The organism is Streptomyces sp. NPDC016309, from assembly GCF_043077235.1.
Taxonomy (GTDB): Bacteria; Actinomycetota; Actinomycetes; order Streptomycetales; family Streptomycetaceae; genus Streptomyces.
Window position 1 is genome coordinate 253,010 of sequence record NZ_JBIBSG010000007.1, and the last position, 24,353, is coordinate 277,362.

Sequence of the window (24,353 nt, forward strand, 5' to 3'; positions counted from 1 at the left end):
TATTACGCAGACTGCTAGACGGGGTTACGCGCCGCCGGAGTGTTTCCCGGAAGCCCTCCATTTGCCGCAAAGAAAATACGAGGGTCCGACGACCACGGCCACGAGGACGGCCGGCGCGCTCGTCGGCGGCCCGTCCCCGGGGCGTCGGCCGGAGTAGAGTGGAGGCACCGGGAGCACCTCGCACACCGGCTTCCCGCCGGTGCCGTTCCCGGCGAGCGACAACACCGGGACGCCTGAGGCGCCCGGAGTCAGGTCCGCGTCATGACCGCGACCATCGAACGTACGACCCTCACCGAGCGGCCCGCGCCCTCACCACCGGTGCGGCTGTCAATGGTCCCGGCGGGATCGGCGCCCGGTCTCCTGGACGGTGCCTGGTGGCCCCGCTCCCGCGACCTCGCCCGTGAACTGCCCGCTCTGACCGACGCACTGGACGTCCCCTGGGGCCGGGTCACCCGGGTGACGGTGAACCCGTCCCTGTGGCCCGTGATCCCGCGCAAGGTGCCCGTCACCGGGCACACCGTGCATGTGGGCTGGTTCGCCGCCGAGCAGGACCGGAACAAGCTGATCCTTCTCTCCTACACCAGGGGTCGCATGGACCTCCTGGTCGTCCCAGCGGAGACGGGTGCGGCCGCAGCCGCCCGGCTCATGTCCGCGGCCGCGGCTCCGGGCGGCCTCAGCACCGCCAGCGCGCTGATGGCCGACGAGGACTCGGCCACCCGCGAAGGGACGGAGGCCCGCGGTCGCGAGGAAGGCTGGGAGACCGACGGCGGAGCCGCTTCGCCGGGCGGGGACCCGGCCGGGCCCCTCGGCGCCTCCCGAGGGCGGTGAGGACATGGGAACCCTCATCGTCGTCGCCCTGATCATCGCCATGATCGGCGTGGGCGTGATCGTCATCCACCTGCTCAACACACAGCACGACGAAAGGATCGCGGCCTTCCGCTACAGCGACGCCCTGCCGGGGATCGGCAGGCGCGGCGGCCGGGAGCGGAGCGGCCTCCGAGCGGGCCGTACCGACAGAACGAGGCCCGAAAAGTCACCGATGCCGGAAACGAGTCATCGGACTTAGGATGAAAGCGGGTCGGCACACTCTCACGTGCGACCGACCCGGAAGGGCGACCCCGGTGTGTACACGCCGGGGTCGTTGTCGTTGCCGATCCCGGACGGGGGCGGGGACGGGGCGGGGCGGGGCGGGGCGGGGTCAGCCCACCGCCCGGCGGAGGAGGGCGGTGATCCGGTCCTCGACGGCGGGGGTGAGGTCGGCCAGGGCGTAGGCGGTGGGCCAGAGCGGGCCCTCGTCGAGGGCGGCCCGGTCGCTGAAGCCGAGGGTGGCGTAGCGGGACGTGAACTTCTGGGCGCTCTGGAAGAAGCAGAGGACTTTGCCGTCCTTGGCGTAGGCGGGCATCCCGTACCAGAGCCTCGGGGTGAGGGCGGGGGCGGCGGTCTTCACCAGGGCGTGGACGCGTTCGGCGAGGACCCGGTCGGCCTCGGCCATCTCGGCGATCTTCGCGAGTACGTCGGCCTCCCCGTCGGCCTTGGCGGCGCGCGGGACGCGGCGGCCGGCGGCCTTCAGCTCCTTGGCCCGCTCCTTCATCGCGGCCCGCTCCTCGTCGGTGAAGCCGTCGTAGCTCGTGGTGGCCTGCGTGTCCGTCATGGCGATGTCCTCTCCGGCGGTGCTCGATGGGGTGCGTCTCACGCTAGCCATGCGGCCCCTGGGGTGGCTTCTCCGAAACTGATCGATGGCGTGGTAGTCGACAGGGATGCCGAAGCCACTCAGCGAAGCCCGTCGTCCCCATCCGTTCGGCCGGCTGCGCCGTGCGGTCGGGCGCTCACCCGTGGGGCGGGCGTGGCGGCGCGGCACGTCCCTCGAACTGGGCCAGCGCGCCTTGGGGTTCGCGGCTCTCGGGCTCCTGACACTCGTACCGCTCCTGGTGATCGTGTCCTCGGCCGATCCGGAGCGGGGGCGGGGGTTCGCGCAGTGGCTGGCGGACGGACTCGGGGTGTCGGGCACGTCCCGGAACGAGGTGGAGCGGCTGTTCACGACCCCCGGCCAGGCGTTGCGCACCACGACGGCGTTCGGCATCGCCGCGCTCACCCTCTTCGGGCTGACCTTCGGGGCGGCGATGCAGACCGGGTACGAGAAGGTGTGGGGGCTCGGCCAGGCCCGCTGGTGGGCGCGGTGGCGGCACGTGGTGTGGCTGGTCGCGCTCACCGCGTACGTCTTCCTCTCCGGGACCACCACGTTGCGGCAGGAGGTCCCGGCCGGCGCGTTCGCCGCCGCGCTGAGCGGGGTCCTGTTCTTCTGGTGGTCCCAGCGGCTGCTGCTGGGCGGCCGGGTGGCCTGGCGGGCCCTGCTGCCCGGCGCCGTGGCCACCGTGATCGGTCTGCTCGGCCTGCGGGTGTTCTCCCAGCTCGTCTTCTCCCCCCTCATCGCCTCCAGCACGGTCACCTACGGTCCCGTCGGCACCGTGCTCGTCCTCCAGTCCTGGCTGGTCGGCGCGGGCGTGGTCGTGTTCGGCGGGGCGCTGGCGGGGCGCCTGGTCCACGAGGAGCTCACGCGGGTGGCGGGTTCACTGCGCCGGGGACGGCGGGGGTGAGCGGGTGGGGGGTGCGGGCCGGCCCGCGGACCCGGCGCGCTACCGGGCGGCCTCGCGAGCCGGGGCGGTAGCCGGGGCGGGTGCGGGTGCGGGGGACGGGCGTTCGGCTCCGTCGGCGGCCGTACGGCCCCATGCCGTACCGGCCAGGATCAGCAGGACCCCCAGCAGGCCGAGCCAACCCGGCCGGTCACCGCCGAGGGAGATGCCGGCCACGGCGGCCCACACCGGTTCCGTACCGAGCAGGAGGCTGACCCGGGACGGGGAGGTGCGGCGTACCGCCCACATCTGGACGAAGAACGCGAACAGCGTGCAGAACACCGAGAGGTGGAGCAGCCACGCCCAGTCGGCCGGTCCGAAGTCCGCCGCCGCGGCCCAGGGGGTGGCACCCGTGCCCGGCGCGGCGCACAGCAGGGCGAACACCAGTACCGAGCCGCCCAGTTGGACGGTGGTCAGCGACAGGGCGTCCGCGCCCCGTACCGACCGCATCCGCGACATCGCCAGGACGTGCACGGTACGGGCGACGGCGGCGCCCAGCATCAGCAGGTCGCCGGCCGACGGCTCGCTGAACCCCGCCCCCTGGGTCAGCAGCAGCACACCCGCGACCGACAGGCCCGCCGCCGCGACGAACCCGCGGGACAGGGGCGTACCGCGCAGCCGGCTCTCGGCGATCGGCGTGAAGATCATGGTGAGGCTGATGATGAGCCCGGCGTTGGTCGCCGAGGTGTGCACGACCCCGTACGTCTCCATCACGAAGATCCCGGCGAGGATCAGGCCGAGGACGCCCGCTCCGCGCAGTTGCGCGCCGCTCAGGGCGCGGAGCCGTCGCCACCCCGCCACCACCAGTACCGGCAGGACGACGGCGAACCGCAGTACCAGGACCGCCAGTACGGTCCCGCCGGTGGTGACGCCCTTCGCGGCGAGATAGCTGGAGCCCCAGACCACCGCGACGAGCAGGACGGGCAGATCGGTCGGCCAGGCGCGGCGGGCCGCGGTGACGCTCATGGGACTCCTCGGGCGGAGGGGGCACGGGGCCCCGGGCCCGGACAGCGTAATCGGCGGTCCGGGGGGAGGTGGCGGGAGCTGCCGCCCGTCCGCTAAGTTAGGCAAGCCTTACCTAAGGAGGAGTGGTGAGCAGTCGCCCCGACGCCCGTCCGCCCGAACCCACCCGCACCGAACCGACCCGCGCCGAACGGGTCCGGTCCGTGCTGGTCGCCGCCCGGTCCCTGACGGTGACCACCCACGGATACCGCTGCGACCTGACCGGCGCGCACGCCCTCGACGAACGGGGCCGGCTGACGCTGCGCCTGCCGGCCGACTGCCACCTCGCCGCGGCCGTGGTGTGCGCCCCCCGGGGCGACCTGGCGACCGTGCTGCACTTCACCGACGTGGCGCCGACCGCCGTACGGGAGCGGGTACGGGCCAGGGTGACGCTCGCCGGGTGGCTCACCGAGGACGACGCGGGAGCCGGGACGGCGGCGCACGGTGTCGCCCTGCGCCTGGATCCCGTACGGGCCACGCTCGTCCGGGGCGACGGGGGCGACGGGGGCGGGACGGGCGACGGGGGCGTCTGCGTCGGCCTGGACGAGCTGGTCCTCGCCGAGGCGGATCCGCTGGCGGCCCACGAGGCGGGACTGCTCATGCACCTGGCCGACGACCACGCCGACGCGGTGGCCCGGCTCGCACGGCTGGTGGAGCCGCGGCACCTGCACGGCGTCCGCCGGGTGGTGCCGGTGGGCGTCGACCGGTACGGGCTCACGCTGCGGCTGGAGCGCGTCCGCGACCACGCCGACGTACGGCTGCCGTTCGCCGTCCCGGTGCGCGAGGCGGCCGACTTCGGGGACCGCGTGCAGCGGCTGCTGGCCGCCGCGCACGCGTGTCCGCGCCGGCGCCCCCGCCTGTACACCCGGCCGTGACCCGGGCCCCGGCACCACCGCCACGGCCCGGGGGGCGGGACCAGGTCGCGGCGATCATCCGCGCGGCCCCGTCGGCCGCCGCCCTCTACACGCCGCCCGGCCCGCCGCCGCGTCCGTCGGCGGGCACCCCGACGCGCACGGGAAGCGAACGGTGCCCGTGCGAGATGAACGACTCGACCGGCCGCAACTCCTCCGCCGGCACGGCCAGTTCCACCTCCGGGAACCGTTCGAAGAGCGCCGGCAGCGCGATCCGCGCCTCCATCCGGCCCAGCGGGGCGCCCAGGCAGTAGTGGACGCCGTGGCCGAACGCCAGGTGCTCCTTGTCGGCCCGGGTGACGTCGAAGCGGTCGGCGTCCTCGCCGTACCGCCCGGGGTCGCGTCCGGCGGCGGCGTACGCGACGAGGAGCGCATCGCCCCGGCGGACGACCGTCCCGTCGACGTCGATGTCGTCGACGGCGTACCGCAGCGGGAGGTTGGCGACCGGGGCGTCGGACCGCAGGGTCTCCTCGATCACGTCGTCCCAGGACGCCCGGCCCGCCCGTACGAGCGCGAGCTGGTCGGGGTGGGTGAGCAGGGCGTGGATGGCGTTGTCGAGAAGGTTGACGGTGGTCTCGTGGCCGGCGCCGATCATCAGCACCAGGGTGCCGAGCAGTTCCTCCTCGCTCAGCCGGGTGCCGCCCTCCTCGTCCCGGGCCGCGATGAGACCGCTGGTCATGTCGTCGCCGGGGGCCAGCCGTTTCGCGGCGACGAGTTCGGCCATGACGGCGTAGAGCCGGGTGTAGGTGGCGGTGACCTCGGCGGGGTCGGCGGCGGTGTGGAAGATGCTGTCGACGATGGAGCGCAGTTCCCCGCCCTTCTCCTCGGGGAGGCCGAACAGCTCGCTGATCACCTGGATGGGGAGGGGGTACGCGTACATCTCCCGCAGGTCCACGACGGCGCCGTGCCGGCCGGCCTCGGCGATGCGGTCCAGCAGCGTGGCCGTGATCTCCTCCACGCGCGGCCGCAGCGCGGCGGTGCGGCGGGCGGTGAACGCCTTGGCGACCAGGGTGCGGAGGCGTTTGTGCTCGCCGCCGTACGCGGTGAACATGTTCTCCACGGCGACCCAGGTGAACAGGGGCCATTCCGGGGAGATCTCCCCGTTGATCCAGGCCGGCCAGTGGCGGCGCGGGTCCTTGGAGACCCGGGGGTCGGTGAGCAGCCGCTTCAGCAGGTCGGGGCTGCTGACCGCCCAGGCCTCGACGCCGCCGGGGAGTTCGACGCGGGCGAGGGGCCCGCGTTCGCGTAAGCGGGCCGCTTCCCCGTGGATGTCCCGGCCGGCCGGATCGATCACCAAGCGGTCCTGGTCGCGCATCAGCGCCTCCTGCTTCCTGCTCGTCGCGTCGCGATGGGCGCATCACGCTACGCGCGGACGGGCTCCGGGACGAGACCGCACCGGTTCGCTCCTGAATGGGCCAAACCGACCAGTAACTCCATGACCATATGGTGTGCTTTCCCCGCCGTGGAACGCACGGTTCACCTTGGGGAGGACTCTTGAAGGTTCGCTTCGCCGCGTCGGCAGCCGTCGTCGCCACCGCCGTCGCCGGAAGCCTGCTGACCGCCGCTCCGGCCGCCCAGGCCGCGGGGGGCGTCAGCATCTACCGCGTGTACTACAACTCGCCCGGCACGGACAACCGCACCAACACGTCGCTGAACGCGGAGTGGGTGCAGCTCTACAACTCCGGCACGTCCGCCATCTCCCTCACCAACTGGAAGCTGAAGGACAGGGCGGGCTGGACGTACACCTTCAGCGGCACGATCGGCGCCAAGCGGTACCTGACGGTCCACACCGGCCGGGGCACCAACACCGCGGGGCACCGGTACTGGGGCCGGGCGGCGTACGTGTGGAACAACGACGGCGACACCGCGTACCTGCGCAAGGCGTCGGGCACCCTCGTCGACTCCTGCGCCTGGGGCTCCACCGGCTCGTCGAAGTACTGCTGACGACCGCCACCCGCTCCGCCCCCTCACCGGCGGGCGGAGCGGGCGGGGTACCCCCCGCACGGGTCTCCTTCAGCCGGCTCGGCGAGCAGAGGCGCGCGGGACGACCCGGACGTTCGCGCCCCTCGCTCGCAGCCACTCCTCAAGGGCCTCTCCGCCGATTTCGCGAACGCCACCCTCTTCAGCAGCCAGCTCCACCGGGCCGAAAACGGAACCTGAGAGACCATTCACGACGGTATTACCGTCGATGCGCACCTGAAATGAATTTTCCTGCACCACCGCATTCGAAAGATCCGCGCCGCACAGGTTCACATCCAGCAGTGAGGCACCCATCACGCGCGCCCCACGGAAGCTCGCCCCGGATGCGTCGACGCCGTAGAGCGATGCCTTGACCAGGTCAGCGCGCCGAGCGCGGCGAACTGGCTGTTGCGGACGACCGTCATCATCACGACGGACGACATCACACCGGCGACGGGCAGCAGCGACATCGCGATGTTGCCGCCCTTGCCCTCGGGGAGGTTGGGCGGGGCCTCGATGGTGCGCGCCCCGGGGGCGGCCGGGGGCCGGGTGGTCCGGGCGGGGCGGTGTATCAGCCCGGTGCTCATCGGTCGGCTCCCCCTCAGTGGCGCTTCTGGGAGAGGTGGAAGACGTCCGCGGCGAGGCGGGAGGACCACCCGACGCAGGCCGCGCACAGGACGGCCGCGTCGTCCGTCCCCCTTGCTTTGCCTCCGCGACATAAGGCATGGGCGAGCGGCGGGCACACCCCGGGGCGACGCCCGGGAGCACCGCGGGAACACCACGGAGGAGGTGCCGGGGCCCCGCCCGGCGGGCGTCGCGGCAGGGTGACCGGGTGCCGTGCGGTGGCGCCGGTCGGCGCGCGGGCGGACGCTGGACCCGGGAAGGGCCAGACCCACCGCACGGACCGCACGGACCCGCTCAGAGGGCAGAACGCATGATCCAGTCAGCAGACATCCGCGAGTGGCGCAACCACGACGTCGTCGATCCCAAGGGCCACAAGATCGGCGTGCTGGAGGCCGTCTACGTGGACACCGTCACCGACCAGCCGGCCGTGGCGACCGTACGGACGGGGCTGCCGACCAGGCAGCGGCTGGTGTTCGTCCCGATCGGCGACGCGATCGTGGGGCCGGACTACCTCAAGGTGCCGCACTCCAAGGGGGAGGTCCGCAAGGCGCCGTCCATCGGCACCGACGACGTCCTGCCGGCCGAGGGCGAGGCCGACATCTTCCGGCACTACGGCATGCCCTACGAACCGGGTGCCCACGGCGAGCGACGGCTCGCCCGCCGCTGACCCCTACGCCATTCGAGGAGGTGCCTTCCATGGTGCTGTTCCTGTTCCTGATCATCGTCGCCATCGTCCTGGGGCTCATCGGCGTGGTGATCGAGGGCCTGATGTACCTGCTGATCATCGGCATCGTGGTCCTGGTGCTCGACGTGCTGTTCCTCGCCCTCCGCCGGGGCCGCAACCGCCCGCTGCGCTAGGTCGGGTCCGGAAAGTCTCGCCTGGCCCGCGGTCCGGCCGAGCAGGGCGGCCGTGAACGGGTGGCGGGGCGAGGCGAGGACCCGGTGGGCCGGGCCCTGCTCGACGATCCGGCCCCCGTCCAGCACGGCGATCCGGTGGGCCGGGGCGGCGGTGTCCAGGTCATGGGTGATGAGCACCAGGGCCAGGTCACCGCGCTCGCGGAGGAGACCGGTGAGGGTGCGGAGGAGGCCGCGGCGGGTGACCGTGTCGAGGCCCGAGGTGATCTCGTCGCAGACCAGCACCCGGGGCTCGGCGAGCAGGGCGCGGGCGAGGGCGGCGCGCTGGAGTTCGCCGCCGGACAGGCCGGCGGGACGGCGGCGGACGAGGCGGGCGTCGAGCCCCAGGCCGGCCAGGGTGCGCAGCGCCTCGGCCGTCGCCGCGTCGCAGTCCGCGCCGCGCAGCCGTACCGCCGTGCGGGCCACCTGGTCGAGCACCGGGCGGTGTTCGTCGAAGGCGGCCCGCGCGTCCTGGAACACGTACTGCACCGCCGCCAGTTGCCCGCGGGTGCGGTCGCGCAGGCTGCGGGGCAGGGGGGAGCCGTCGAGGAGGACGTCCCCGTCGTGGTCGCGGTGGAGCCCGGCCAGGCAGCGGCCGAGCGTGGTCTTGCCGCTGCCGGAGCGGCCCACCAGCGCCAGGCACTCACCGGCGCGGAGGGTGAGGGCCCCGGTGGTGCGCAGCACGGTGGCCCGGCCGTGCCGGGCGGTGAGCCCCTCCGGCACGTGCAGGACCACGCTCCCGCCCCCACCGGGCGCCGGGGGCGGCGGGGCGGCGGGCGGGGCGAGGAGGGCGCGGGTCCAGGGGTGGCGGGGGGCGTGCCAGAGCCGGCCGGGCGGTCCGGACTCCACCACCCGCCCGGCCCGCATCACGAGGACGTCGTCGGCCAGGTCCCGGACGACGTCCAGGTCGTGGCTGAGCAGCAGGAGCGCGACGCCCTGCCGGGCGACGGCGGCCAGTCCGTCCACCACGTGCCGTTTGGTCAGCGGGTCCAGACCGGTCGTCGGCTCGTCGGCGACGATCACCTCGGCGCCGAGCAGCAGCGCCTGCGCGAGGACGACCCGCTGCTGCTGGCCGCCCGAGAGCTGGTGCGGGTACCGCCGCAGCAGGACCTCGCCGTCCGGGAGCCCGGCGCGGGCCAGGGCGTCGGCCACGCGGGCCCGGGCGGCCGCCCGGCGCTCCCGGCGCGGCAGCCCACGCACCCGGGTGCGGGCGACGTCCGTGAGCAGCGCGTCCACCCGCCGGGCCGGGTTGAGGACGGCGCCCGGGTGCTGCGGCACGTACCCGACGAGCCCCTCCGGCACCCGGACCCGGCCGGTCACCCGGGCGCCGGGCGGGTACTCGCCGAGCAGGGCGAGGCCCGTGGTGGTCTTGCCGCTGCCGGACGCCCCCACCAGGGCGGTGACCCGCCCGGGGCGCAGCCGGAGGTCGACGCCGTCGACGACGGCCCGGCCCCCGGTCTCGACCCGCAGGCCCCTGATGTCGGCCACCGCGTTCACGCGCGTCTCCCCTTCTCCAGCGCCGCGTCGAGGAGCAGGTTGCTCCCCGTGGTCAGCGCGACGATCAGCAGGGCGGGCACCACGACGGCCCAGGGCTGGACGAACAGCCCGGTGCGGTTGCGGTCGACCATCACCGCCCAGTCGGCGGCGTCGGGCGCGACGCCCACGCCGAGGAACGCGGCCGTCGCCACCAGGTACAGCACGCCCGTCAGCCGTACGCCCGCGTCGGCGGCCAGCGTGCGGACGGCCGACCGGCCGGCGTACCCGACGGCTGTGCGCCACCAGGTCTCGCCCTGCATGCGCAGCGCCTCCACCGCCGGGCGGGACGCCGCCTCCGCGGCGGCGGCGCGCACGATACGGGCCGCGTCCGGGATGTTGACCAGCGCGACCAGCAGCGCGAGGCCCACCGCGCCGGGCGAGAACACGGCGGCGACCAGCAGGACCATCAGCAGCGACGGCACCGCCAGCAGCACGTCGAGGGGCCGCATCAGCAGTTCCTCCAGCCAGGCGCGGTGGGTGAGCGCGCCGGCCAGCCCGAGCGGCAGGGCGACGGCGTACGCCAGGGCCGTCGCGGCCAGCGCGACCAGCACCACCGGCCGCCCGCCGAGCAGCACCTGCCGCCACACGTCCCGTCCGGTGAAGTCGGTGCCCAGCCAGTGCCCGCCGCCCGTCGTGAACGAGGTGGCGCGCGTGCCCGGTTCGCCGGCGAACAGCGGCCCGAGCAGGGCGATCAGGAGCGGTACGCCGACGATGAGGCCGCCCAGGACGAAGCGCCGTCTCACGCCGCCACCTCCGCCCGGGGGGCGAACCGGCGGGCGACCAGGTCGGCGCCCAGGTTGAGGACGACGGTCGCCACGCCGAAGACCACCGCGAGGGCCTGGACGACCGGGACGTCCCGCTCGGTGACGGCGTTCATCAGGACGGTGCCGAGACCGGGAATCACGAACAGGGCCTCCACGACGATCACCCCGCACAGCAGCCAGTCGACGGTGCGGGCCAGTTGCTGGGCGGCGGGCGCGAGCGCGTTGGGCAGCGCGTGCCCGTACCGGACGCGTGCGCCGCCGATCCCGTACCGGCGGGCCTGGGCGGCGTAGGGGGAGGCCAGCGCCTCCGTCATGCCCGCCCGGACCAGCCGGGCCAGGGAGCACACCGGGCGCGACAGCAGGACGAGCACGGGCAGCACCAGCGCGGCGGGGTGGGCGAGCAGGTCGGTGCCGTAACCGACGGCGGTCGGCGGCAGCCAGCCGAGCCGCAGGGCGAACACCGTGACCAGCAGCACCCCGGACGCGAACTCCGGCACCGCGTACACCCCCAGCGTCACCGCGCTGACCAGCCGGTCCACCCACCGCCCCGCGTGCCGGGCGGCCAGCACCCCGAGGCCCACGCCGGCCGGCACCAGCAGCACCACGGTCAGGGCGGCGAGCAGCAGCGTCGGCCCGAAGCCGTCCACGAGGTACGCGGAGACGGGCCGGCCGGACGCCAGGGACGTCCCGAAGTCGCCTCGTACCAGCCCGGCGGTCCAGTCCGCGAGCCGCTCGTGCGCGGGCCGGTCCAGCTCCAGGGCCTCGCGGACGGCGGCGATCCGCGCCGGGTCGGGCTGGTCGCCGGCGAGGGACACGGCCGCGTCGCCCGGCAGCGCCTCGGTGAGGGCGAAGACGAGCAGCACCACGGCCGCCGTCTGCGCGGCACCGAGCAGCAGCCGCCGGACGATCCACGAGGTCACGCCAGCCACACCTTGTCGAAGCGGGCCCAGTCCAGGGAGTTGGCGGGCGCCCCGGACGCGACGCCCCGGACGTTGCTCGCGGTGCCGAGGATCCAGTCGGCGAACCCCCAGACGAGGAAGCCGCCCTCGGCGTGCAGCCGGCGCTGCATCCGCTCGTAGACGGCGGCCCGCGCGGTCCGGTCCCGGGTGGACTGCGCCTGCCGGTACAGGGCGTCGAAGTCCTTGTGGTGCCACTTGGTGGCGTTGGTGGTGGAACCGGTCAGCAGGCGCTGGGAGATGTGCGCCTCGATGGGCATGGCACCGGAGCGGTAGCAGCACAGGGTGCCGGAGTCGAGGACGTCCTTCCAGTAGCTGTCCTTGCTGCCGGTCCTGACGGTGACGGTGACGCCGGCCCGGGCCGCCTGGTCGCGGAAGATGGCGGCGGCCTCGGTGAACCCGGCGGCGACGGGCGAGGTGTCCAGGGTGACCTTCAGCTTCTCCGCGCCGGCCCGCTTGAGCAGCGCCCTGGCCCGGTCCAGGTCCTGTTCGCGCTGCGGGAGGCCGCCGGCGTAGTACTCGTACCCCTTGCCGAACAGGTCGTTGCCGATCTCGCCCGCGCCGGACAGGGCGCCCTCGACCAGCTCCTTGCGGTCGGCGATCAGGAAGAACGCCTGGCGGACCCGCGCGTCGTCGAACGGCGGCCGGTCGGTCTTCATGGCGAACGACTGCATGGCGCTGTTGCGGAGCCGGACGATCCGGACCCGGCCCCCGTCCTCGTGGGCGCGGGCGGTGGTGGGGTTCAGCTCGTGGGCGTACTCGACCTGCCCGCCGAGGAGGGCGTTGACCCGCGCGGACTCCTCGTTGGCGACGACGAACTCCAGCTCGTCGAGGTACGGGGCGCCGTCCCAGTAGTCGTCGTTCCGCCGGAAGACGGCGGAGCGGCCGGGCGCGAAGGACACGAACCGGAACGGGCCGCTGCCGACGGGGTTCCGGTCGAAGTCGTCGGCGCCCTCCGGGACGACGTAGGCGCCGAACGCGGCGAGCACGTTGGGGAACTCGGCGGTCGGGCGCTTGAGGACGAACTCCACGGTCCGCGCGTCGATCGCCCGGCTGGCCCCGAGGTCGATGGGCTCCAGGGACGCCTTCGCCCGGTACGCCCCGGCCGGGTCGGCGACGCGGCGGTAGCTGAACAGCACGTCGGCGGCGGTGACCGGCCGGCCGTCGTGGAAGGCGGCCTCGCGGAGGGTGACCTTCCAGCGGTCCAGGCCCGCGCTCGGCTCCCAGCCGGAGGCGAGGCGCGGCCGGGCGGACAGGTCGGGCCCGTAGTCGGCCAGCTTGTCGAACAGCGCCTTGGCGCGGGCCACGTCCGCGAACAGGTTGGCCAGGTGCGGGTCGAGGGTCTCGCTCGCACCGCCGCCGGCGAACGCGGCCCGCAGCCGCCCGCCCCGCCGGGGCCTGCCGCCGCCGTCGGCGGAGGCTCCGGCGGCGGGCCCGGACCCGGCGCAGCCGGTGAGGGCGAGCCCTCCGAGGCCCGCGGCGGCCGCGCCTCCGGCGGCGGCGAGGAAGCCCCGCCGGCGCAGACCGGGAAAGCGGGGGTCGTTCACGGGGACGTCGTTCCTGGGGACGTCGTTCATGGCGGTCTCCTTGGTGCTGGGCGGGTGGGTCACGGGCGCGGGGGCGGGGGCGGCGGGTGTCACGCGCGGCTACGGGCGACCAGGTGCAGCCGGTCGCCGTCGGCCGTGGCGGCGGGCGGGTCGCCCTCCCGCCAGGGCGGGTCGGTGCGCGGGCCCGGCCGGTCGTACAGGGCCAGCACCTCGAAGCCGTGGACGGCCAGGAGGTGGCGCAGCTCCTGCGGGAAGAGCAGCCGCCACGCGGAGCGCTGCTCGACGGGCGGGGCTCCGTCGTCGGAGGTCCACACCCGGGTGCGCCGCAGCAGTTGCGCCGCCCGGTCGACGTGCAGGGTGGTGCTGGAGCGGTACGCGGTGCCACGCCAGGTGAAGCCGTTGACGGCGGGGGTGCCGAGAAGTTCCGTACGGCCCAGGAAGAAGGCGCCGTTGCGCATCTCGGCGACGAGCAGACCGCCGGGTGCCAGCGAGCGGCGGCAGGACGTCAGGAACCCGTCGAGCTGGGCGTTGGTGTGGCAGTACAGCAGGGAGCTGTCCAGGCACACCACCGCGTCGAAGGCCCCGGTACCGAGGTCGAAGCCGTGCAGGTCCGCCCGGACGTGGTCGGGCCCCGGGTGGTGTTCGCGGGCGTACGCGAGCATCGCGCCGGACAGGTCGGCGGCGGTGACCCGGCGGCCGGCCGCGTGCAGATGGGCGGCGTCGCGGCCGGTGCCGCAGCCGATGTCCAGGACCCGGGGCCCGGCCCCGTACCGGCGCAGGGTGTCCTCGGCCCAGCGCCCGGCGAGCCGCCCGGGGTCGGGGAAGCGCGCCTCGTACAGGGCCGGGTTGTCGGTGAGCAGGTTGGCCGAGCCGGTCATGCGCACCGCCCCGCGCCGCGGGGCGCGGCCGTCCGCCGCGTCTCCCCGGTGGCCTCCGGCAGGGCGCCCCGGCGGTGCAGCCACAGCACGCCCGCCGCGGACACGGGCCCGAGGGCGAGGCAGCACGCCCAGGGCAGCCAGGCCGCGCCCCCGTCGGCGCCCGCGTCCATGGCCCGGCCGACGACGGCGTTGCCCACGGCGGCGGCGATGCCGGAGACCACGTAGAACAGACCGAAGCAGGTGCCGGTGAGCTCCGGCCGGCCGAAGCGGGGGATCAGCTCCATCACGAACGGCTGGGCGGCCATCACGCCCAGGTACAGCAGCAGCGCCCCGCCCAGCACGGGCAGCACCCGCAGCGCCGCCTCGCCGGGCCCGCCGCCGGGCGCCGGCCCGCCGTCCGCCACCAGCATGGGCGGCAGGAACGACAGGCCCATCAGGGCGAGGCCGGCGGCGATCCACCACGCCCGCCGGCCGCGCCGCTTCAGCGCCCGGGTGAGGGGCAGTTGGAACGCCAGGTTGGCGAGGGTGCCCACCAGGAACACCAGCCCCGCCGCGCCGTCCCAGCCGGTGGCGGCGCGCGCCCCGTCGGGCAGCAGCAGGTAGAGCTGGTTCTCCATGGTGAACATGCCGACCATGGCCAGGGCGAACGCCACGAACCGCCGGTTGCCGGCGACCTCCCGCCAGTCGCCGAGCACACCGCCCCGGGCGGGCGCGGCGGCCTCGCGCGCCGGGAGCACCAGCGCCTGGGCGACGGTGAGGACGGCGAAGATCCCGGCGGCGGTGAGGGCGGAGACCCGGAAGTCGGCCAGCAGCAGGGCGCTGCCCAGCAGTGGTCCGACCAGGGCGCCGGTGGTGGCGAACACGTTGAACAGGGCGAACGCCTCCGCCGTGCGCTCCCCCGCCTCCTGGGCGAGGTAGGCGCGGACGGCCGGGTTGAACAGCGCGCCCGCCAGTCCGCTCAGGACGGAGGCGGCCAGCAGCACCGTGAGGCCGTCGCCGAGGGCGAACATCCCGAACCCGGCGGTGCGCAGCGCGCAGCCGGTGATGATCACGCGGCGGGCGCCCAGCCGGTCCGCGGCGGAGCCGCCGATGAGGAACAGCCCCTGCTGGCTGAGGTTGCGCACGCCGAGCACGACGCCGACCACGGCCGCCGACATGCCGAGGTCCTCGGTGAGGTGCAGGGCGAGGTAGGGGACGAGCAGGTAGAAGCCGGTGTTGACGCCGAACTGGTTGACCAGCAGCAGCCGCACGGCGAGCGGGAAGCCGCGTATCTCGCCGAGGGCCGTCATGCGCCGGCCCCCCGGGCCGTGGCGCGCGGGCGGACCCCCAGGCCGGGCTTCCGGCCGGTCCGTACGGTGCCGTCGGCGCCGCCGATGCCCGTCCAGGGGTCGTCCGCGAGCAGCAGGTGCCCGTCGAGGTCGGTCCACCGGGCGCGGTCGGCGAGGTGGACGGCGGGCGCGATCCCGAGGGTGCTGGCGGTGAGGCAGCCGAGCATCAGCTCCGTGCCGGAGCCCGCGATCAGCCGGGCGATCCGCAGGGCGGCCGTGACGCCGCCGCACTTGGCCAGTTTGACGTTGACGCCCTGGACGCGGCCGGCGAGGCGGCGGACGTCGTCGAGGCCGACCGCGTCCTCGTCGGCGATCACCGGCAGCGGCGACCGTTCCGCGAGCCGGGCCAGCGCCTCGGGGTCGCCGGGGACGAGCGGCTGCTCCACGGCCTCGACGCCCAGTTCCACGAACCGGGGCAGCAGCCGCGCGCACCGGTCCGCCGTCCAGGCGCCGTTGGGGTCGAGCAGCAGCCGGGCGTGCGGGGCGGCCGCGCGGACCGCCCGTACGCGGGCCACGTCGTCGTCCGGGTCCGGGGCGCCCGCCTTCAGCTTGAGGACGGTGAACCCCTGCCGGACCAGGTGCCCGGCCAGCGCCGCGGCCCGCCGGGCGGGTGTGATGCCGATGGTGCGGGCGGTCGCGGCACGGGGCGGGGCGGCGGCGGGGCCGGGGCGGTCGCCGAGGAGCTGGTGGACGGGGACGCCCGCGCGCTTCCCGGCGAGGTCGAGGAGCGCCGACTCGACCGCCGCGATCACGGCGGGCGGGGCGGCGGTGAGCGCCGGGGCTCCGGCGCGGAGCGCGTCGAGGGCGCTCTCGGGGCCGTCGAAGCGGCGCAGTTCCCGGGCCGCGTCGTCCAGCAGCCGTTCGATGGTGGGGGCGTCGAGGCCGTAGTACGCGCTGGTGACGGCTTCGCCGTGGCCGCGCAGCCCCTGGTGTTCGACGGTCAGCCACACGGCGTCGCGGGCGGCCATGGTGGAGCGGGATATGCGCAGCGGCTCGCTGAGGCGGAGGCGCACGGTGCGCCGGGTGACGTTCACGGGCTCTCTTTCACGGGGTGGCCGCCGCGCGGGGCGGGGGTGGTGGCGGGGTGGTCGCCGCGCGGGGCGGGGGTGGTGCGGTCGAGCGGGTCGGTGACGGTGGTGCAGCGGGCCCATCCGGTGGCTTCCACGGCGCGCGGGTGCGGGATCTCGACGGGGCGGGCGGCGGCGCCGGCCGGGTCGATGCCGTGGGCGGTGGTGAAGTCGTCGTCGTAGACGGAGCCGAGGTAGCGGTGGGGCCCGTCGGGGAAGACGGTGGCCACCACGGCCCCGGGGTGGACGCGGGCGGCCCAGGCGGCCACGCGGGCGACGGCGCCGGTGCTCCAGCCGCCGCTGACGAAGCTGGAGCGGGCGAGCCGGCGGCAGGAGTCGACGGCCTCGGCGGGGCCGATCCAGTGGACCTCGTCGAACGCCTCGTAGGCGACGTTGCGCGGGTGGATGCTGCTGCCCAGGCCGCGCATCAGGCGGGGCCGGGCGGGCTGGCCGAAGATGGTCGAGCCGGTGGCGTCCACGCCGATGAGGCGCAGCCGCGGCCAGTGCCGCCGCAGCGGGCCGGTGATCCCGGCGCTGTGGCCGCCGGTGCCGACGCTGCACACCAGCACGTCGAGGTGGTCGAGCTGGGTGGCCAGTTCGGCGGCCATGGAGGCGTAACCGGCGGTGTTGTCGGGGTTGTTGTACTGGTCGGGCCAGTACGCGTGCGGCAGCAGCGCCAGCAGTTCGCGCAGTCGCGCCAGCCGGGCCGCCTGCCAGCCGCCCTCGGCGGCCGGGCGGTCGACCAGCTCCAGCCGGGCGCCGTGGGCGCGCAGCAACTGCCGCATCGACGGCTCCAGCTCGGTGTCGCCGACCAGCACGACGGGGTGCCCGAGGGCCTGGCCGGCGAAGGCCAGTCCGATGCCGAGCGTGCCGGAGGTGGACTCCACGACCGGTGCGCCGGGCCGCAGTTCGCCGCGTTCCCGGGCGCCGAGCAGCATGGACACCGCCGCCCGGGCCTTCATGCCGCCGACGCCGAGGCCTTCCAGCTTGGCCCAGAACCCGGGCTGCGGGCACGGCAGGTCGGCGGTGACGCGGGCGAGCGGGGTGCGGCCGAGCAGCGCGAGCAGCTCCGGGTTGCCGGTGGGGCTCCGTACGGCCGTGGTCACGAGGCGGCCCCGCCGTACCGGTGGACGACGCCGGGACCGCCGTCCAGCCAGAAGAAGGGGTACGGCTCGGCGCACACCGCGCTCACTCCGGCGCCGATCAGGCGCGGCAGCACCGCGCTGCCGGTCTGCGCGAACATCACCAGCGGCTTGCCGTGCCGCAGCGCGTGGGCGCGCAGCGGCTCGAAGGTGCCGTTGCCGAGGGTCATGCCGGAGGCGAGGACCGCGTCGCAGCGCTCCAGTTCCGCCCGGGCGTCGGTGCGCACCGGCTCGCCCCACTCGGTGGTGCCGCCCTTGAGGTCGCACGGTACGTACGCCAGCCCGCGCGCCCGCAGCGCCTCCAGCAGGGAGTTGACGACGCCGACGACGAGCACGGTGGCGCCCGGGGCGGTGTCGAGCAGGTCGGTGACGGCCCGGGCGCGGGCCCGGGACTTGTCGAGCGACCCGCCCGCGGGGAGGGGGAACGGCCGGGCGCCGTTCGCGGCGGTGTGCGGCAGGACGTGCATCAGGTACGCGTCCAGCGCGGCCACCCGTACCGGCGGCAGCTCGTGTTCCAGCAGCCGGGCGACGTCCGCGCCCACGCAGTCGTCGACGGCCCCGTCGGGCAGCCCGCCGGGTTCGACGGCGCACGAGCCGACCGCCGCCCCGAGGCGCAGGCTCAGCACCTCGTTGCGGTACCCGGTCCCGCGCCCCTGGTGGCGTACGGACTGGCGGGTGGTGAACGCCACCGAGACGCGCTGCGTGCCGGGGTCGGGCCCGAGGCCGCCGCGCAGGACGCGGGCGACGAGCTCGTCGTACGAGGCTGCCGCCGGGCGGGCCGCCGGGGCCGGGCCGGCGGTGTCCACGGCGGTGGCCGGGCCGGCGGCGGCGGCCGGGGGCGTCATCGGGTCACCACCCGGGGGCGGAGCGCCGCGAGGAGCGCCTCGACACGGTCGCGGGCGCCCGGGCCGTCGGCGTCGCCGGCCATGACGTGCCCCAGGTACTCGTTGTTGCTGCCCGCCGCCCTGACGGCCGCGCCCGGCTCGGCGAGCTGGAGTTCCAGCAGGCCGGGGGCCCGGCGCACCTCGTCGGCGCCGTCGACGCCGTCCAGCACGCCCTCCCGGTCCGGGACGAGGAACCCGATCGCGGCGCTGCGCAGCCCGGTGGCCCGCCGCCGCAGGTCGGGCCGGCGGCCGAGGGCGACGTCCACGGCGGCGGCCGCCAGGTCGATCCCCGTGACGTGCCGTATGAGTTCGGTGATGCGGTTGCCGGCGGGGCGCGGGTTCACCTCGACGACGCGGGGCCCGTCGGGGGTCAGTTTGATCTCGGTGTGGGCGACCACCGCGTCGAGGCCGAGGGCCTTGAGGGCGTGCAGCGCGGTCCGTTCGGCCGCCTCGGAGTCGGCCGGGCTCAGCGCGGCCGGGAACATGTGGCCGGTCTCGATGAAGGCGGGCGCCCCGCCCACGCTCTTGTCGGTCACCCCGACGACGTGGGACGTGCCGTCGTACGACACCGTCTCCACGCTGACCTCGGGGCCCTCCAGGAGCTCCTCCAGCAGGACGACCGGCGTCCGGCGCTGGCCGCGGGCGTTGACGGGGAACGCGGCGAGCGCCCGGTGCGCGGCCACCAGGGCGGCCTCGTCGTCGACGCGCCGGACGAACATCCCGGCGCACAGGTCCACCGGCTTGAGGACCAGGGGGTAGCCGATCTCCCGTGCGGCGCGTTCCGCCTCCGCCCGGTCGGCGCAGACCGCGAAACGGGGCCCGGGCACACCGGCCTGGGCCAGGACCTGCCGGGTGGCGTCCTTGCGACAGGCGTTCACCACCGCCTCGGGGGTGGGCCCGGGCAGGCCGAGGCGTCCGGCGATCCGCGCGGCGGTGCCGAGGTAGTAGTCGCACGAGGTGATCACCCCGTCGAACCCCAGGGCGGCGTGGGCCCGCTCGGCGAACGGCAGCAGGGCGGCGGTGTCGTTGGTGTCGGCCGTCAGCACGTGCCGGGCGGCGAGCAGCGGGTGCGCGGTGCCCTCGGGGGCGGAGCGCAGGTAGTGGTGCAGGTCGCGGGTGAGGAAGGTGAACTCGTGGCCCTCCTCGCGGATCGCCCGTGGCAGCAGCCTGCTCATCGATCCGACCCAGCTCTCGACCACCAGCAGATGAGCCACGGCTTCCCCTTCTTCGGCGTGCGCGGACGTATGCGGTCGCGCCCGACGGGACCGGTACGTGTCCGGAGGCGCGCGGGCTTGACCGGGGAGCACGTTATCGATAATCGTTTTCATTGTCATCTGATGGAGCGTCGCTCTTCCGAATGCGAGACCCGTGCCTGCCGCTGCCCGCCCCCACCCGCCCCTGCTGTACGCCCTCGTCGCCGCCACGGCCGCGACCGCGCTCGCCCCCGGCCCCGGCCCCGCGGCGGCCGCCCCGCCCGCCGCCCGCACCCCCGCCCCCGCCGCCGCGCCCGCGCTGCGGTTCGGGCCCTGCCCCGCCTCCGTACCGGCACCGCCCGCGCCCGACCGCGTCACCTGCGGGTGGCTCGCCGTACCGCTGGACCCCGGCCGTCCCGACGGGAAGCGGATCCGCCTCGCGGTCTCCCGGGTGCCCGCCTCCGGGACGCCCGCCGAGCGGCGCGGCGTCCTGCTGGTGAACCCGGGCGGACCCGGCGGCTCCGGACTGCCGTACGCGGTCACCAAGCGGGCCAAGCTCCCCGAGGCCGTCCGCCGGGCGTACGACGTCATCGGCTTCGACCCGCGCGGCACCGGGCTCAGCGCGCCCGCCGACTGCGGCCCGATGGGCGGCCTGTTCGCCACGCCCGGCCCCGACCCGGTGCCGGAGGGCCGCGCGGAGGAGACGGCGTACCTGCGCGCGCTCAGGCGCATGGCGGACGACTGCGCGGCCGGCACCGGCGACGCCCTGCCCCACCTGTCGACCACGCGCACCGCCCACGACATGGACGCCGTCCGCGCCGCGCTCGGCGAGAAGCGGATCGCCTTCCTGGGCGTCTCCTACGGCAGTTACCTCGGCGCCGCGTACACGGCCCTGTACCCGCACCGGGTGGGGCGCATGGTGCTGGACAGCGTCGTCGGGCCCGGGGACTGGTACGACTTCGACGTCCGCCAGAGCCGGACCCTGCTGCGCCAGCGCGAGGTGTTCTTCGACTGGGCCGCCCGGCACTCCGGGCGCTTCGGCCTGGGGACCACCGCCGGGGCGGTCCGCGCCGCCTACCAGCGGGCCCGTACCGGCTACGGCCCGGCGGAGTTCGACCGCGCCGTGTACCGGGCCCTCGGCCGCACCGAGCGCTGGACCCCGCTCGCGGACGGCATCCGCGCGTACCTCCGCGACGGCGACACCGCGCCGCTGCGCCCCAAGGAGCCGTTCGACGGCCCCGCCTCACGGACGTACGAGGCCGCCAACCGGGCCGTCAAGTGCGCCGACGGCCCCGGCCCCGCGCCCGCCCGGATCCTCGCCGACCTCCGCCGCGCCCGCCGGGCCGACCCGCTGCCGGTGCTCACCGGCATGGAGGCCTCCGTCTGCGCGTACTGGCACCACACGCCCGCCCGCCGCACCCCGCTCGGCTCGCCCGACGCCCCGCCCGTGCTGCTGGTCGCCTCCGCGCACGACCCCGTCACCCCCGTCGAGGGGGCCCGCCGGCTCCAGCGGCGGCTGCCCGGTTCGCGCCTGGTCACCCTGCACGACGACTACTCCCACGGCGTGTTCGCCAGCCGCGGCGACGCGTGCGTGGACACCGCCGTCACCGCCTACCTCACCGCCGGCACCGTCCCGCCGGCCGACGTGCACTGCGCCGGCCCCGGCCTGCCCACCCCGGGGGACGCCCCGTGAGCGACTACACCGTCCGGCCCGCCACCCCCGCGGACCTGCCGGGCGCGCGGCGGCTGATGCTGGACACCTTCCACCGGGACTTCGGCTACGGCTACGTCCCCGCCTGGCACCACGACGTCGTCGACCTCACCGGCACCTACCTCGACCACCCCCGGCACCTGCTGCTGGTGGCCGTGCGGGACGGCGAGGTGGTGGCCACCACCGGCGTACGGTCGACGGGCCCGGCCCACCCCCCGCACCCCCGGTGGCTGGCCGAGCGCTACCCGCCGGGGAGCACCGCCCAGCTCGTCCGCGTGTACGTCGCCCCCGGGCACCGGCGGCGGGGCCTGGCGCGGACCCTGGTGCGCCGGGCCCGCGACTTCGTCGCCTCGACCCCCGGCTACGACCGCCTGTACCTGCACACCAACGTCGACGTGGACGGCGCCGGGGCCTTCTGGCGCGGCCTGGCCGAGGAGGTGTTCGACGCCCGCACGACGGGCGAGCACGGCCCCGGCGTGGCCACGGTCCACTTCGAGATCCCGCTCCCGGGCACGCGGCCGCCATCCGGTGCCGGCACGGACCGGGACCGTGCCTTCCCGGCGGGTCGGGGCGTTGTCGGAGTACCGCACGACCGACCGGAGAGAAGCTGATGACCAGGACCCGCCGCGCCACCGCCCGTATCGTCGCCACCACCGCCGCCACCGCGACCCTCGCCCTCGCGGGCGCCGCCACCGCCCAGGCCGCGGCCGCGGACCCGCTGGCCGGCCTCACCGGCGGCCTCACCGGCGGCGCGCCCGCGGCCCAGCCGGGAGGGCTGCCGGGCGGACTGCCGGGCGGGCTCACGGAGAACCTGGGCGGCGGGCTGCTCGGGGGCGCGTCCGGCCCCCTCGGCACCGTGACCGCGCCCCTCAGCGGCGCGGGCGCCCTCGGCCTCTCCGGCGCCACGCAGTTCGCGCAGGGCCTGGTCACCTCGCTCAGCGCGGTGCGGTAACCGCCCGGCGGCCGCACGCACGGGCCGGGGCCGTCACCGGGCGTCGGCCCCGGTGGCGGCCCCGCGCGATGCCCGGCCCCCGGCCGCGTGCCCCGCCGCCCCCGTACGTCCCCTACGCCCCCGTACGCCCGGCCGCCTCAGCCGCCGCGCGGCGCCGGACATGATGACCGCCGTGCGGGATCCCGCCGGCCACCGTCCACGGCCACCCCGGTGCTCCCGGGCGCCCCGCCGCACGCGCGGACGGGCGGCGGTGACACCGGCATCGTCGGTCACGCACCGCCGGTCCCGCCCGTCCCCGCCCGGTCCCGCCGGTCGCCGCCGACCCCCGCCGGTAGCCCGCCCTTTGCGCCAATCCCCGCCCGCCAGGCAACGCGACGCCCGCCCGCGCCCTCTTCCCGCTCGGCAACCAACCCCCCATGAAGGGACGCAAGGTGGTTACGAGCACACCGAGACGAACGGCCCTCGCCCTGATCGCGATCGGCGCCGTCCTGGCACCCGTGTCACCGGCGATCGCCGCCCCGGCACCCCCGGTGAAGCCGGTGGACCTGCGCGCGGACGTCGACCGCGACGGGCGGGTCGACCTCACCGGCACGACGGACACCACCGGCGAGGACACCTGGACGCCCGCGCGGGGCGCGGTGTTCCTGCCCAACATCGACGACGACACCAAGCGCTGCCCGACCACCGGCAAGGGCGGCAAGCCCCTGTCCGACGCCGCGCTCGCCGCCTGCAACGACGGCGCCGACGCGATCGTCAACGGCAACGCCGACCTCGCCGACCTGGCCCGCGTCCGCGCCGTACCGATGACGAACCTGCCCGCCACCGCCACCGGTTCGGTGAGCGTCCCGGCCGGCGGGAAGAACACGCGCGTCTTCGTCAAGCGCGCCACCGGCTGGGCCCACGTCACCGGCAAGACGCGCCTGACGGCGGCCGAGCTGCGCGCCGGGGTCGAGTTCGGCGTGGAGAGCACCGACATCGTCCGCGACGCCAAGGTCTGGGACGGCCGTGCCGTCATCCGCCTCACCGTGTCGGGCCCGGGCACGGCGGCCACCTCCGACGACATCACCCTCCACGTCGCCCCGCTGCTGACCCACCACCACCTCCAGAAGGCCCAGCGGGTCCTCGTCACCAAGGTGCCCGGCAAGGACTACTACGCCCGCCGCCAGCAGGCGTTCGTCAACGGCCTGGCCAAGGAGGTGAAGGCGGCCGGCATCACCGAGCCGCTCCTCACCCTCGACAAGTACCAGGACATCTGGGCGCAGGACTTCGTCGAGCCCGGCTACGTGAGCATGACCGGCCCCGGCGGACGCCGCCAGGTCATACGCGTGATGCTGCGCTCGGCCCAGCCCGACCGCGAGGCGGGCCGCGAGCTGTTCGAGAAGGTGCGCGGCAACGGCGTCGGCGTCGTCCAGGTCTCCGGGGTCCGCGACTCGGAGGAGTGGACCCTGAACTCGATGGGGAACCTGGAGACCATTCCCCCGTACACCCACCAGGGCCGGTCCTACCCGGCCGGGCGCATCATCATGGGCGAGCGCAAGGACGACGGCTCCAAGCCCGCCCTGGCGATGCGGACCATGCTCGCCTCCCAGGGCCTCCAGAACCCCCTGCTGCTGGACACCTCCTGGCTGCACGTGGGCCATGTGGACGAGTTCGTGCAGTTCCTGCCGGCGCCGGGCACCCCGCGCGGCTGGAAGATCGGCATCGCCGACCCCGAGGCCGGTCTGGAGCTGCTCCGCGAGGCGCAGAAGGCCGGACACGGCAAGACCCGGATGTTCTCGGTGCCGGACTCCGAGGAGCGCCTCGCCCCGAAGGAGACCATCGACCAGGCCCTCGCCAACAAGGAGCTGGTCGCCGACAACGCCCTGGCCGCCGCCCGGATCAAGGCCAACCTGGCGGTCCTCCAGCGCGAGACCGGCGTGACGGACGCCGAGGTCGTGCGCGTGCCGGCGCTGTACACGCGCGGCACCGAGCAGGTCGGCGAGCGCGGTGACCGCGTGCCGCGCCTGTCGCGGCTGGGCGCCGGCGAGGTGCCCGAGGCGGTCGCCGAGTACGGCCAGCAGAAGCGGCTGGAGCGCCGCGACGGCCGGGCCGCCGGCCCCGGCACCGTCATGACCAGCGCGTACGTCCCCGGCGCCGTCAACGGCATCCTGCTGAGCGGCGACCGCTACCTGGCCCCGCGCCAGTGGGGGCCGGTCATCGGCGGCAAGGACGTCTTCACCGCCGCCGTGACCGCCGCCTACACGCGTGCCGGGATGAAGGTCTCGTACATCGACGACTGGGAGACCTACCACCTGGGCATGGGCGAGGTGCACTGCGGGACGAACACCCTGCGGGACGCCTCCGCCGCGTGGTGGAAGCGGTGACCAGAGGGGAGC

At 75.5% G+C, this 24,353-nt stretch carries 24 protein-coding genes and 2 pseudogenes; 10 read left to right on the top strand and 16 right to left on the bottom strand.

The genetic code is table 11. The annotated features are described in order from the left end of the window. Positions 1-261: 261 nt before the first annotated feature. The gene (locus tag ACF068_RS19770) at positions 262-828 is read left to right on the top strand and encodes a DUF5994 family protein (RefSeq protein ID WP_392275538.1); all 567 of its coding nucleotides are present in this window, start codon (positions 262-264) and stop codon (positions 826-828) included. Positions 829-832: 4 nt separating this feature from the next. Then, positions 833-1,066, top strand: coding sequence for a hypothetical protein (locus tag ACF068_RS19775; RefSeq protein ID WP_392275539.1), 234 nt, complete (start codon positions 833-835; stop codon positions 1,064-1,066). Positions 1,067-1,198: 132 nt separating this feature from the next. Here the strand turns inward: ACF068_RS19775 and ACF068_RS19780 are convergent, their stop codons facing one another. Beyond that, positions 1,199-1,651 (bottom strand): iron chaperone, encoded by a 453-nt coding sequence (locus ACF068_RS19780; protein WP_392275540.1) that lies wholly within the window; start codon positions 1,649-1,651, stop codon positions 1,199-1,201. Positions 1,652-1,757: 106 nt separating this feature from the next. Here ACF068_RS19780 and ACF068_RS19785 point away from each other — a divergent pair, with 106 nt between their 5' ends. Then, on the top strand, positions 1,758-2,594 hold the full coding sequence (locus tag ACF068_RS19785) for a ribonuclease BN (RefSeq protein ID WP_392275541.1): 837 nt from the start codon (positions 1,758-1,760) through the stop codon (positions 2,592-2,594). A 39-nt stretch (positions 2,595-2,633) separates the two neighbouring features. Here ACF068_RS19785 and ACF068_RS19790 read toward each other — a convergent pair whose 3' ends face one another. Beyond that, on the bottom strand, positions 2,634-3,596 hold the full coding sequence (locus ACF068_RS19790) for a DMT family transporter (protein WP_392275542.1): 963 nt from the start codon (positions 3,594-3,596) through the stop codon (positions 2,634-2,636). Positions 3,597-3,721: 125 nt separating this feature from the next. On the opposite strand from ACF068_RS19790, the gene ACF068_RS19795 reads away from it, so the two are divergent. Continuing rightward, on the top strand, positions 3,722-4,507 hold the full coding sequence (locus ACF068_RS19795) for a DUF2470 domain-containing protein (RefSeq protein WP_392275543.1): 786 nt from the start codon (positions 3,722-3,724) through the stop codon (positions 4,505-4,507). An 85-nt stretch (positions 4,508-4,592) separates the two neighbouring features. Here the strand turns inward: ACF068_RS19795 and ACF068_RS19800 are convergent, their stop codons facing one another. Beyond that, entirely contained in the window at positions 4,593-5,858 is a 1,266-nt protein-coding gene (locus tag ACF068_RS19800) for a cytochrome P450 (protein WP_392275544.1), read from the bottom strand. A gap of 179 nt (positions 5,859-6,037) precedes the next feature. On the opposite strand from ACF068_RS19800, the gene ACF068_RS19805 reads away from it, so the two are divergent. Further along, on the top strand, positions 6,038-6,487 hold the full coding sequence (locus ACF068_RS19805; RefSeq protein WP_392275545.1) for a lamin tail domain-containing protein: 450 nt from the start codon (positions 6,038-6,040) through the stop codon (positions 6,485-6,487). A 69-nt stretch (positions 6,488-6,556) separates the two neighbouring features. On the opposite strand, the gene ACF068_RS19810 is transcribed toward ACF068_RS19805, so the two are convergent. The 3 genes and pseudogenes from ACF068_RS19810 to ACF068_RS19820 form a co-directional block, all read right to left on the bottom strand. After that, on the bottom strand, positions 6,557-6,817 hold the full coding sequence (locus ACF068_RS19810; protein ID WP_392275712.1) for a hypothetical protein: 261 nt from the start codon (positions 6,815-6,817) through the stop codon (positions 6,557-6,559). Between the two features lie 6 nt (positions 6,818-6,823). Beyond that, positions 6,824-6,880: pseudogene (locus ACF068_RS19815) on the bottom strand (hypothetical protein); the annotation flags it as partial. 2 nt (positions 6,881-6,882) lie between these two features. Then, positions 6,883-7,089: pseudogene (locus ACF068_RS19820) on the bottom strand (hypothetical protein); the annotation flags it as partial. 347 nt (positions 7,090-7,436) lie between these two features. Between ACF068_RS19820 and ACF068_RS19825 the strand changes: the two are divergent. Further along, the gene (locus tag ACF068_RS19825; protein WP_392275546.1) at positions 7,437-7,793 is read left to right on the top strand and encodes a PRC-barrel domain-containing protein; all 357 of its coding nucleotides are present in this window, start codon (positions 7,437-7,439) and stop codon (positions 7,791-7,793) included. Here the strand turns inward: ACF068_RS19825 and ACF068_RS19830 are convergent. The 10 genes from ACF068_RS19830 to ACF068_RS19875 are packed head-to-tail and all read right to left on the bottom strand — an operon-like array spanning position 7,748 to position 19,336. Next, on the bottom strand, positions 7,748-9,517 hold the full coding sequence (locus ACF068_RS19830; RefSeq protein WP_392275547.1) for an ABC transporter ATP-binding protein: 1,770 nt from the start codon (positions 9,515-9,517) through the stop codon (positions 7,748-7,750). The two genes, ACF068_RS19825 and ACF068_RS19830, sit on opposite strands and share 46 nt — an antisense overlap. Then, positions 9,514-10,299 carry an ABC transporter permease gene (locus ACF068_RS19835; protein WP_392275548.1) on the bottom strand — a complete coding sequence of 262 codons (786 nt, stop codon included), beginning with the start codon at positions 10,297-10,299 and terminating at the stop codon, positions 9,514-9,516. The genes ACF068_RS19830 and ACF068_RS19835 overlap by 4 nt, the downstream gene beginning before the upstream one ends. Next, positions 10,296-11,249, bottom strand: coding sequence for an ABC transporter permease (locus ACF068_RS19840; RefSeq protein WP_392275549.1), 954 nt, complete (start codon positions 11,247-11,249; stop codon positions 10,296-10,298). The genes ACF068_RS19835 and ACF068_RS19840 overlap by 4 nt, the downstream gene beginning before the upstream one ends. Further along, on the bottom strand, positions 11,237-12,853 hold the full coding sequence (locus ACF068_RS19845; protein WP_392275550.1) for an ABC transporter substrate-binding protein: 1,617 nt from the start codon (positions 12,851-12,853) through the stop codon (positions 11,237-11,239). Before ACF068_RS19845 ends, ACF068_RS19840 begins: the two co-directional genes overlap by 13 nt. A gap of 59 nt (positions 12,854-12,912) precedes the next feature. Further along, positions 12,913-13,701 (bottom strand): class I SAM-dependent DNA methyltransferase, encoded by a 789-nt coding sequence (locus ACF068_RS19850; RefSeq protein WP_392275551.1) that lies wholly within the window; start codon positions 13,699-13,701, stop codon positions 12,913-12,915. Next, positions 13,698-14,990, bottom strand: coding sequence for an MFS transporter (locus ACF068_RS19855; protein ID WP_392275552.1), 1,293 nt, complete (start codon positions 14,988-14,990; stop codon positions 13,698-13,700). Before ACF068_RS19855 ends, ACF068_RS19850 begins: the two co-directional genes overlap by 4 nt. Next, positions 14,987-16,063: a mandelate racemase/muconate lactonizing enzyme family protein gene (locus ACF068_RS19860; protein ID WP_392275553.1), complete on the bottom strand. Its 1,077-nt coding sequence runs from the start codon at positions 16,061-16,063 to the stop codon at positions 14,987-14,989. Before ACF068_RS19860 ends, ACF068_RS19855 begins: the two co-directional genes overlap by 4 nt. Continuing rightward, complete coding sequence (locus tag ACF068_RS19865; RefSeq protein ID WP_392275554.1) at positions 16,060-17,202, bottom strand: PLP-dependent cysteine synthase family protein; 1,143 nt, start codon at positions 17,200-17,202, stop codon at positions 16,060-16,062. Before ACF068_RS19865 ends, ACF068_RS19860 begins: the two co-directional genes overlap by 4 nt. Beyond that, positions 17,199-18,083 carry a Rossmann-like domain-containing protein gene (locus ACF068_RS19870; protein ID WP_392275555.1) on the bottom strand — a complete coding sequence of 295 codons (885 nt, stop codon included), beginning with the start codon at positions 18,081-18,083 and terminating at the stop codon, positions 17,199-17,201. Before ACF068_RS19870 ends, ACF068_RS19865 begins: the two co-directional genes overlap by 4 nt. Further along, on the bottom strand, positions 18,080-19,336 hold the full coding sequence (locus ACF068_RS19875; protein ID WP_392275556.1) for an ATP-grasp domain-containing protein: 1,257 nt from the start codon (positions 19,334-19,336) through the stop codon (positions 18,080-18,082). Before ACF068_RS19875 ends, ACF068_RS19870 begins: the two co-directional genes overlap by 4 nt. A 154-nt stretch (positions 19,337-19,490) precedes the next feature. On the opposite strand from ACF068_RS19875, the gene ACF068_RS19880 reads away from it, so the two are divergent. From ACF068_RS19880 to ACF068_RS19895, 4 genes are all read left to right on the top strand, one after another. After that, complete coding sequence (locus ACF068_RS19880; RefSeq protein WP_392275557.1) at positions 19,491-21,008, top strand: alpha/beta hydrolase; 1,518 nt, start codon at positions 19,491-19,493, stop codon at positions 21,006-21,008. A gap of 56 nt (positions 21,009-21,064) precedes the next feature. Then, the gene (locus ACF068_RS19885) at positions 21,065-21,637 is read left to right on the top strand and encodes a GNAT family N-acetyltransferase (protein ID WP_392275703.1); all 573 of its coding nucleotides are present in this window, start codon (positions 21,065-21,067) and stop codon (positions 21,635-21,637) included. After that, positions 21,637-21,978, top strand: a complete 342-nt coding sequence (locus ACF068_RS19890; RefSeq protein ID WP_392275558.1) for a hypothetical protein — start codon at positions 21,637-21,639, stop codon at positions 21,976-21,978. The genes ACF068_RS19885 and ACF068_RS19890 overlap by 1 nt, the downstream gene beginning before the upstream one ends. Before the next feature lie 416 nt (positions 21,979-22,394). Continuing rightward, a complete protein-coding gene (locus tag ACF068_RS19895; RefSeq protein ID WP_392275559.1) occupies positions 22,395-24,341 on the top strand; it encodes a protein-arginine deiminase domain-containing protein in 1,947 nt (648 codons plus the stop codon). The last annotated feature ends 12 nt before the right edge of the window (positions 24,342-24,353 follow it).

Bases quoted from the DNA above. Each gene is read 5' to 3' on its own strand.
- ACF068_RS19855 (WP_392275552.1), bottom strand. From the start codon at position 14,990: ATGACGGCCCTCGGCGAGATACGCGGCTTCCCGCTCGCCGTGCGGCTG.
- ACF068_RS19780 (WP_392275540.1), bottom strand. From the start codon at position 1,651: ATGACGGACACGCAGGCCACCACGAGCTACGACGGCTTCACCGACGAG.
- ACF068_RS19810 (WP_392275712.1), bottom strand. From the start codon at position 6,817: ATGGGTGCCTCACTGCTGGATGTGAACCTGTGCGGCGCGGATCTTTCG.
- ACF068_RS19770 (WP_392275538.1), top strand. From the start codon at position 262: ATGACCGCGACCATCGAACGTACGACCCTCACCGAGCGGCCCGCGCCC.
- ACF068_RS19800 (WP_392275544.1), bottom strand. From the start codon at position 5,858: ATGCGCGACCAGGACCGCTTGGTGATCGATCCGGCCGGCCGGGACATC.
- ACF068_RS19825 (WP_392275546.1), top strand. From the start codon at position 7,437: ATGATCCAGTCAGCAGACATCCGCGAGTGGCGCAACCACGACGTCGTC.
- ACF068_RS19785 (WP_392275541.1), top strand. From the start codon at position 1,758: ATGCCGAAGCCACTCAGCGAAGCCCGTCGTCCCCATCCGTTCGGCCGG.
- ACF068_RS19790 (WP_392275542.1), bottom strand. From the start codon at position 3,596: ATGAGCGTCACCGCGGCCCGCCGCGCCTGGCCGACCGATCTGCCCGTC.
- ACF068_RS19890 (WP_392275558.1), top strand. From the start codon at position 21,637: ATGACCAGGACCCGCCGCGCCACCGCCCGTATCGTCGCCACCACCGCC.
- ACF068_RS19845 (WP_392275550.1), bottom strand. From the start codon at position 12,853: ATGAACGACGTCCCCAGGAACGACGTCCCCGTGAACGACCCCCGCTTT.
- ACF068_RS19885 (WP_392275703.1), top strand. From the start codon at position 21,065: ATGCTGGACACCTTCCACCGGGACTTCGGCTACGGCTACGTCCCCGCC.
- ACF068_RS19870 (WP_392275555.1), bottom strand. From the start codon at position 18,083: ATGACGCCCCCGGCCGCCGCCGCCGGCCCGGCCACCGCCGTGGACACC.
- ACF068_RS19775 (WP_392275539.1), top strand. From the start codon at position 833: ATGGGAACCCTCATCGTCGTCGCCCTGATCATCGCCATGATCGGCGTG.
- ACF068_RS19850 (WP_392275551.1), bottom strand. From the start codon at position 13,701: ATGACCGGCTCGGCCAACCTGCTCACCGACAACCCGGCCCTGTACGAG.
- ACF068_RS19895 (WP_392275559.1), top strand. From the start codon at position 22,395: ATGAAGGGACGCAAGGTGGTTACGAGCACACCGAGACGAACGGCCCTC.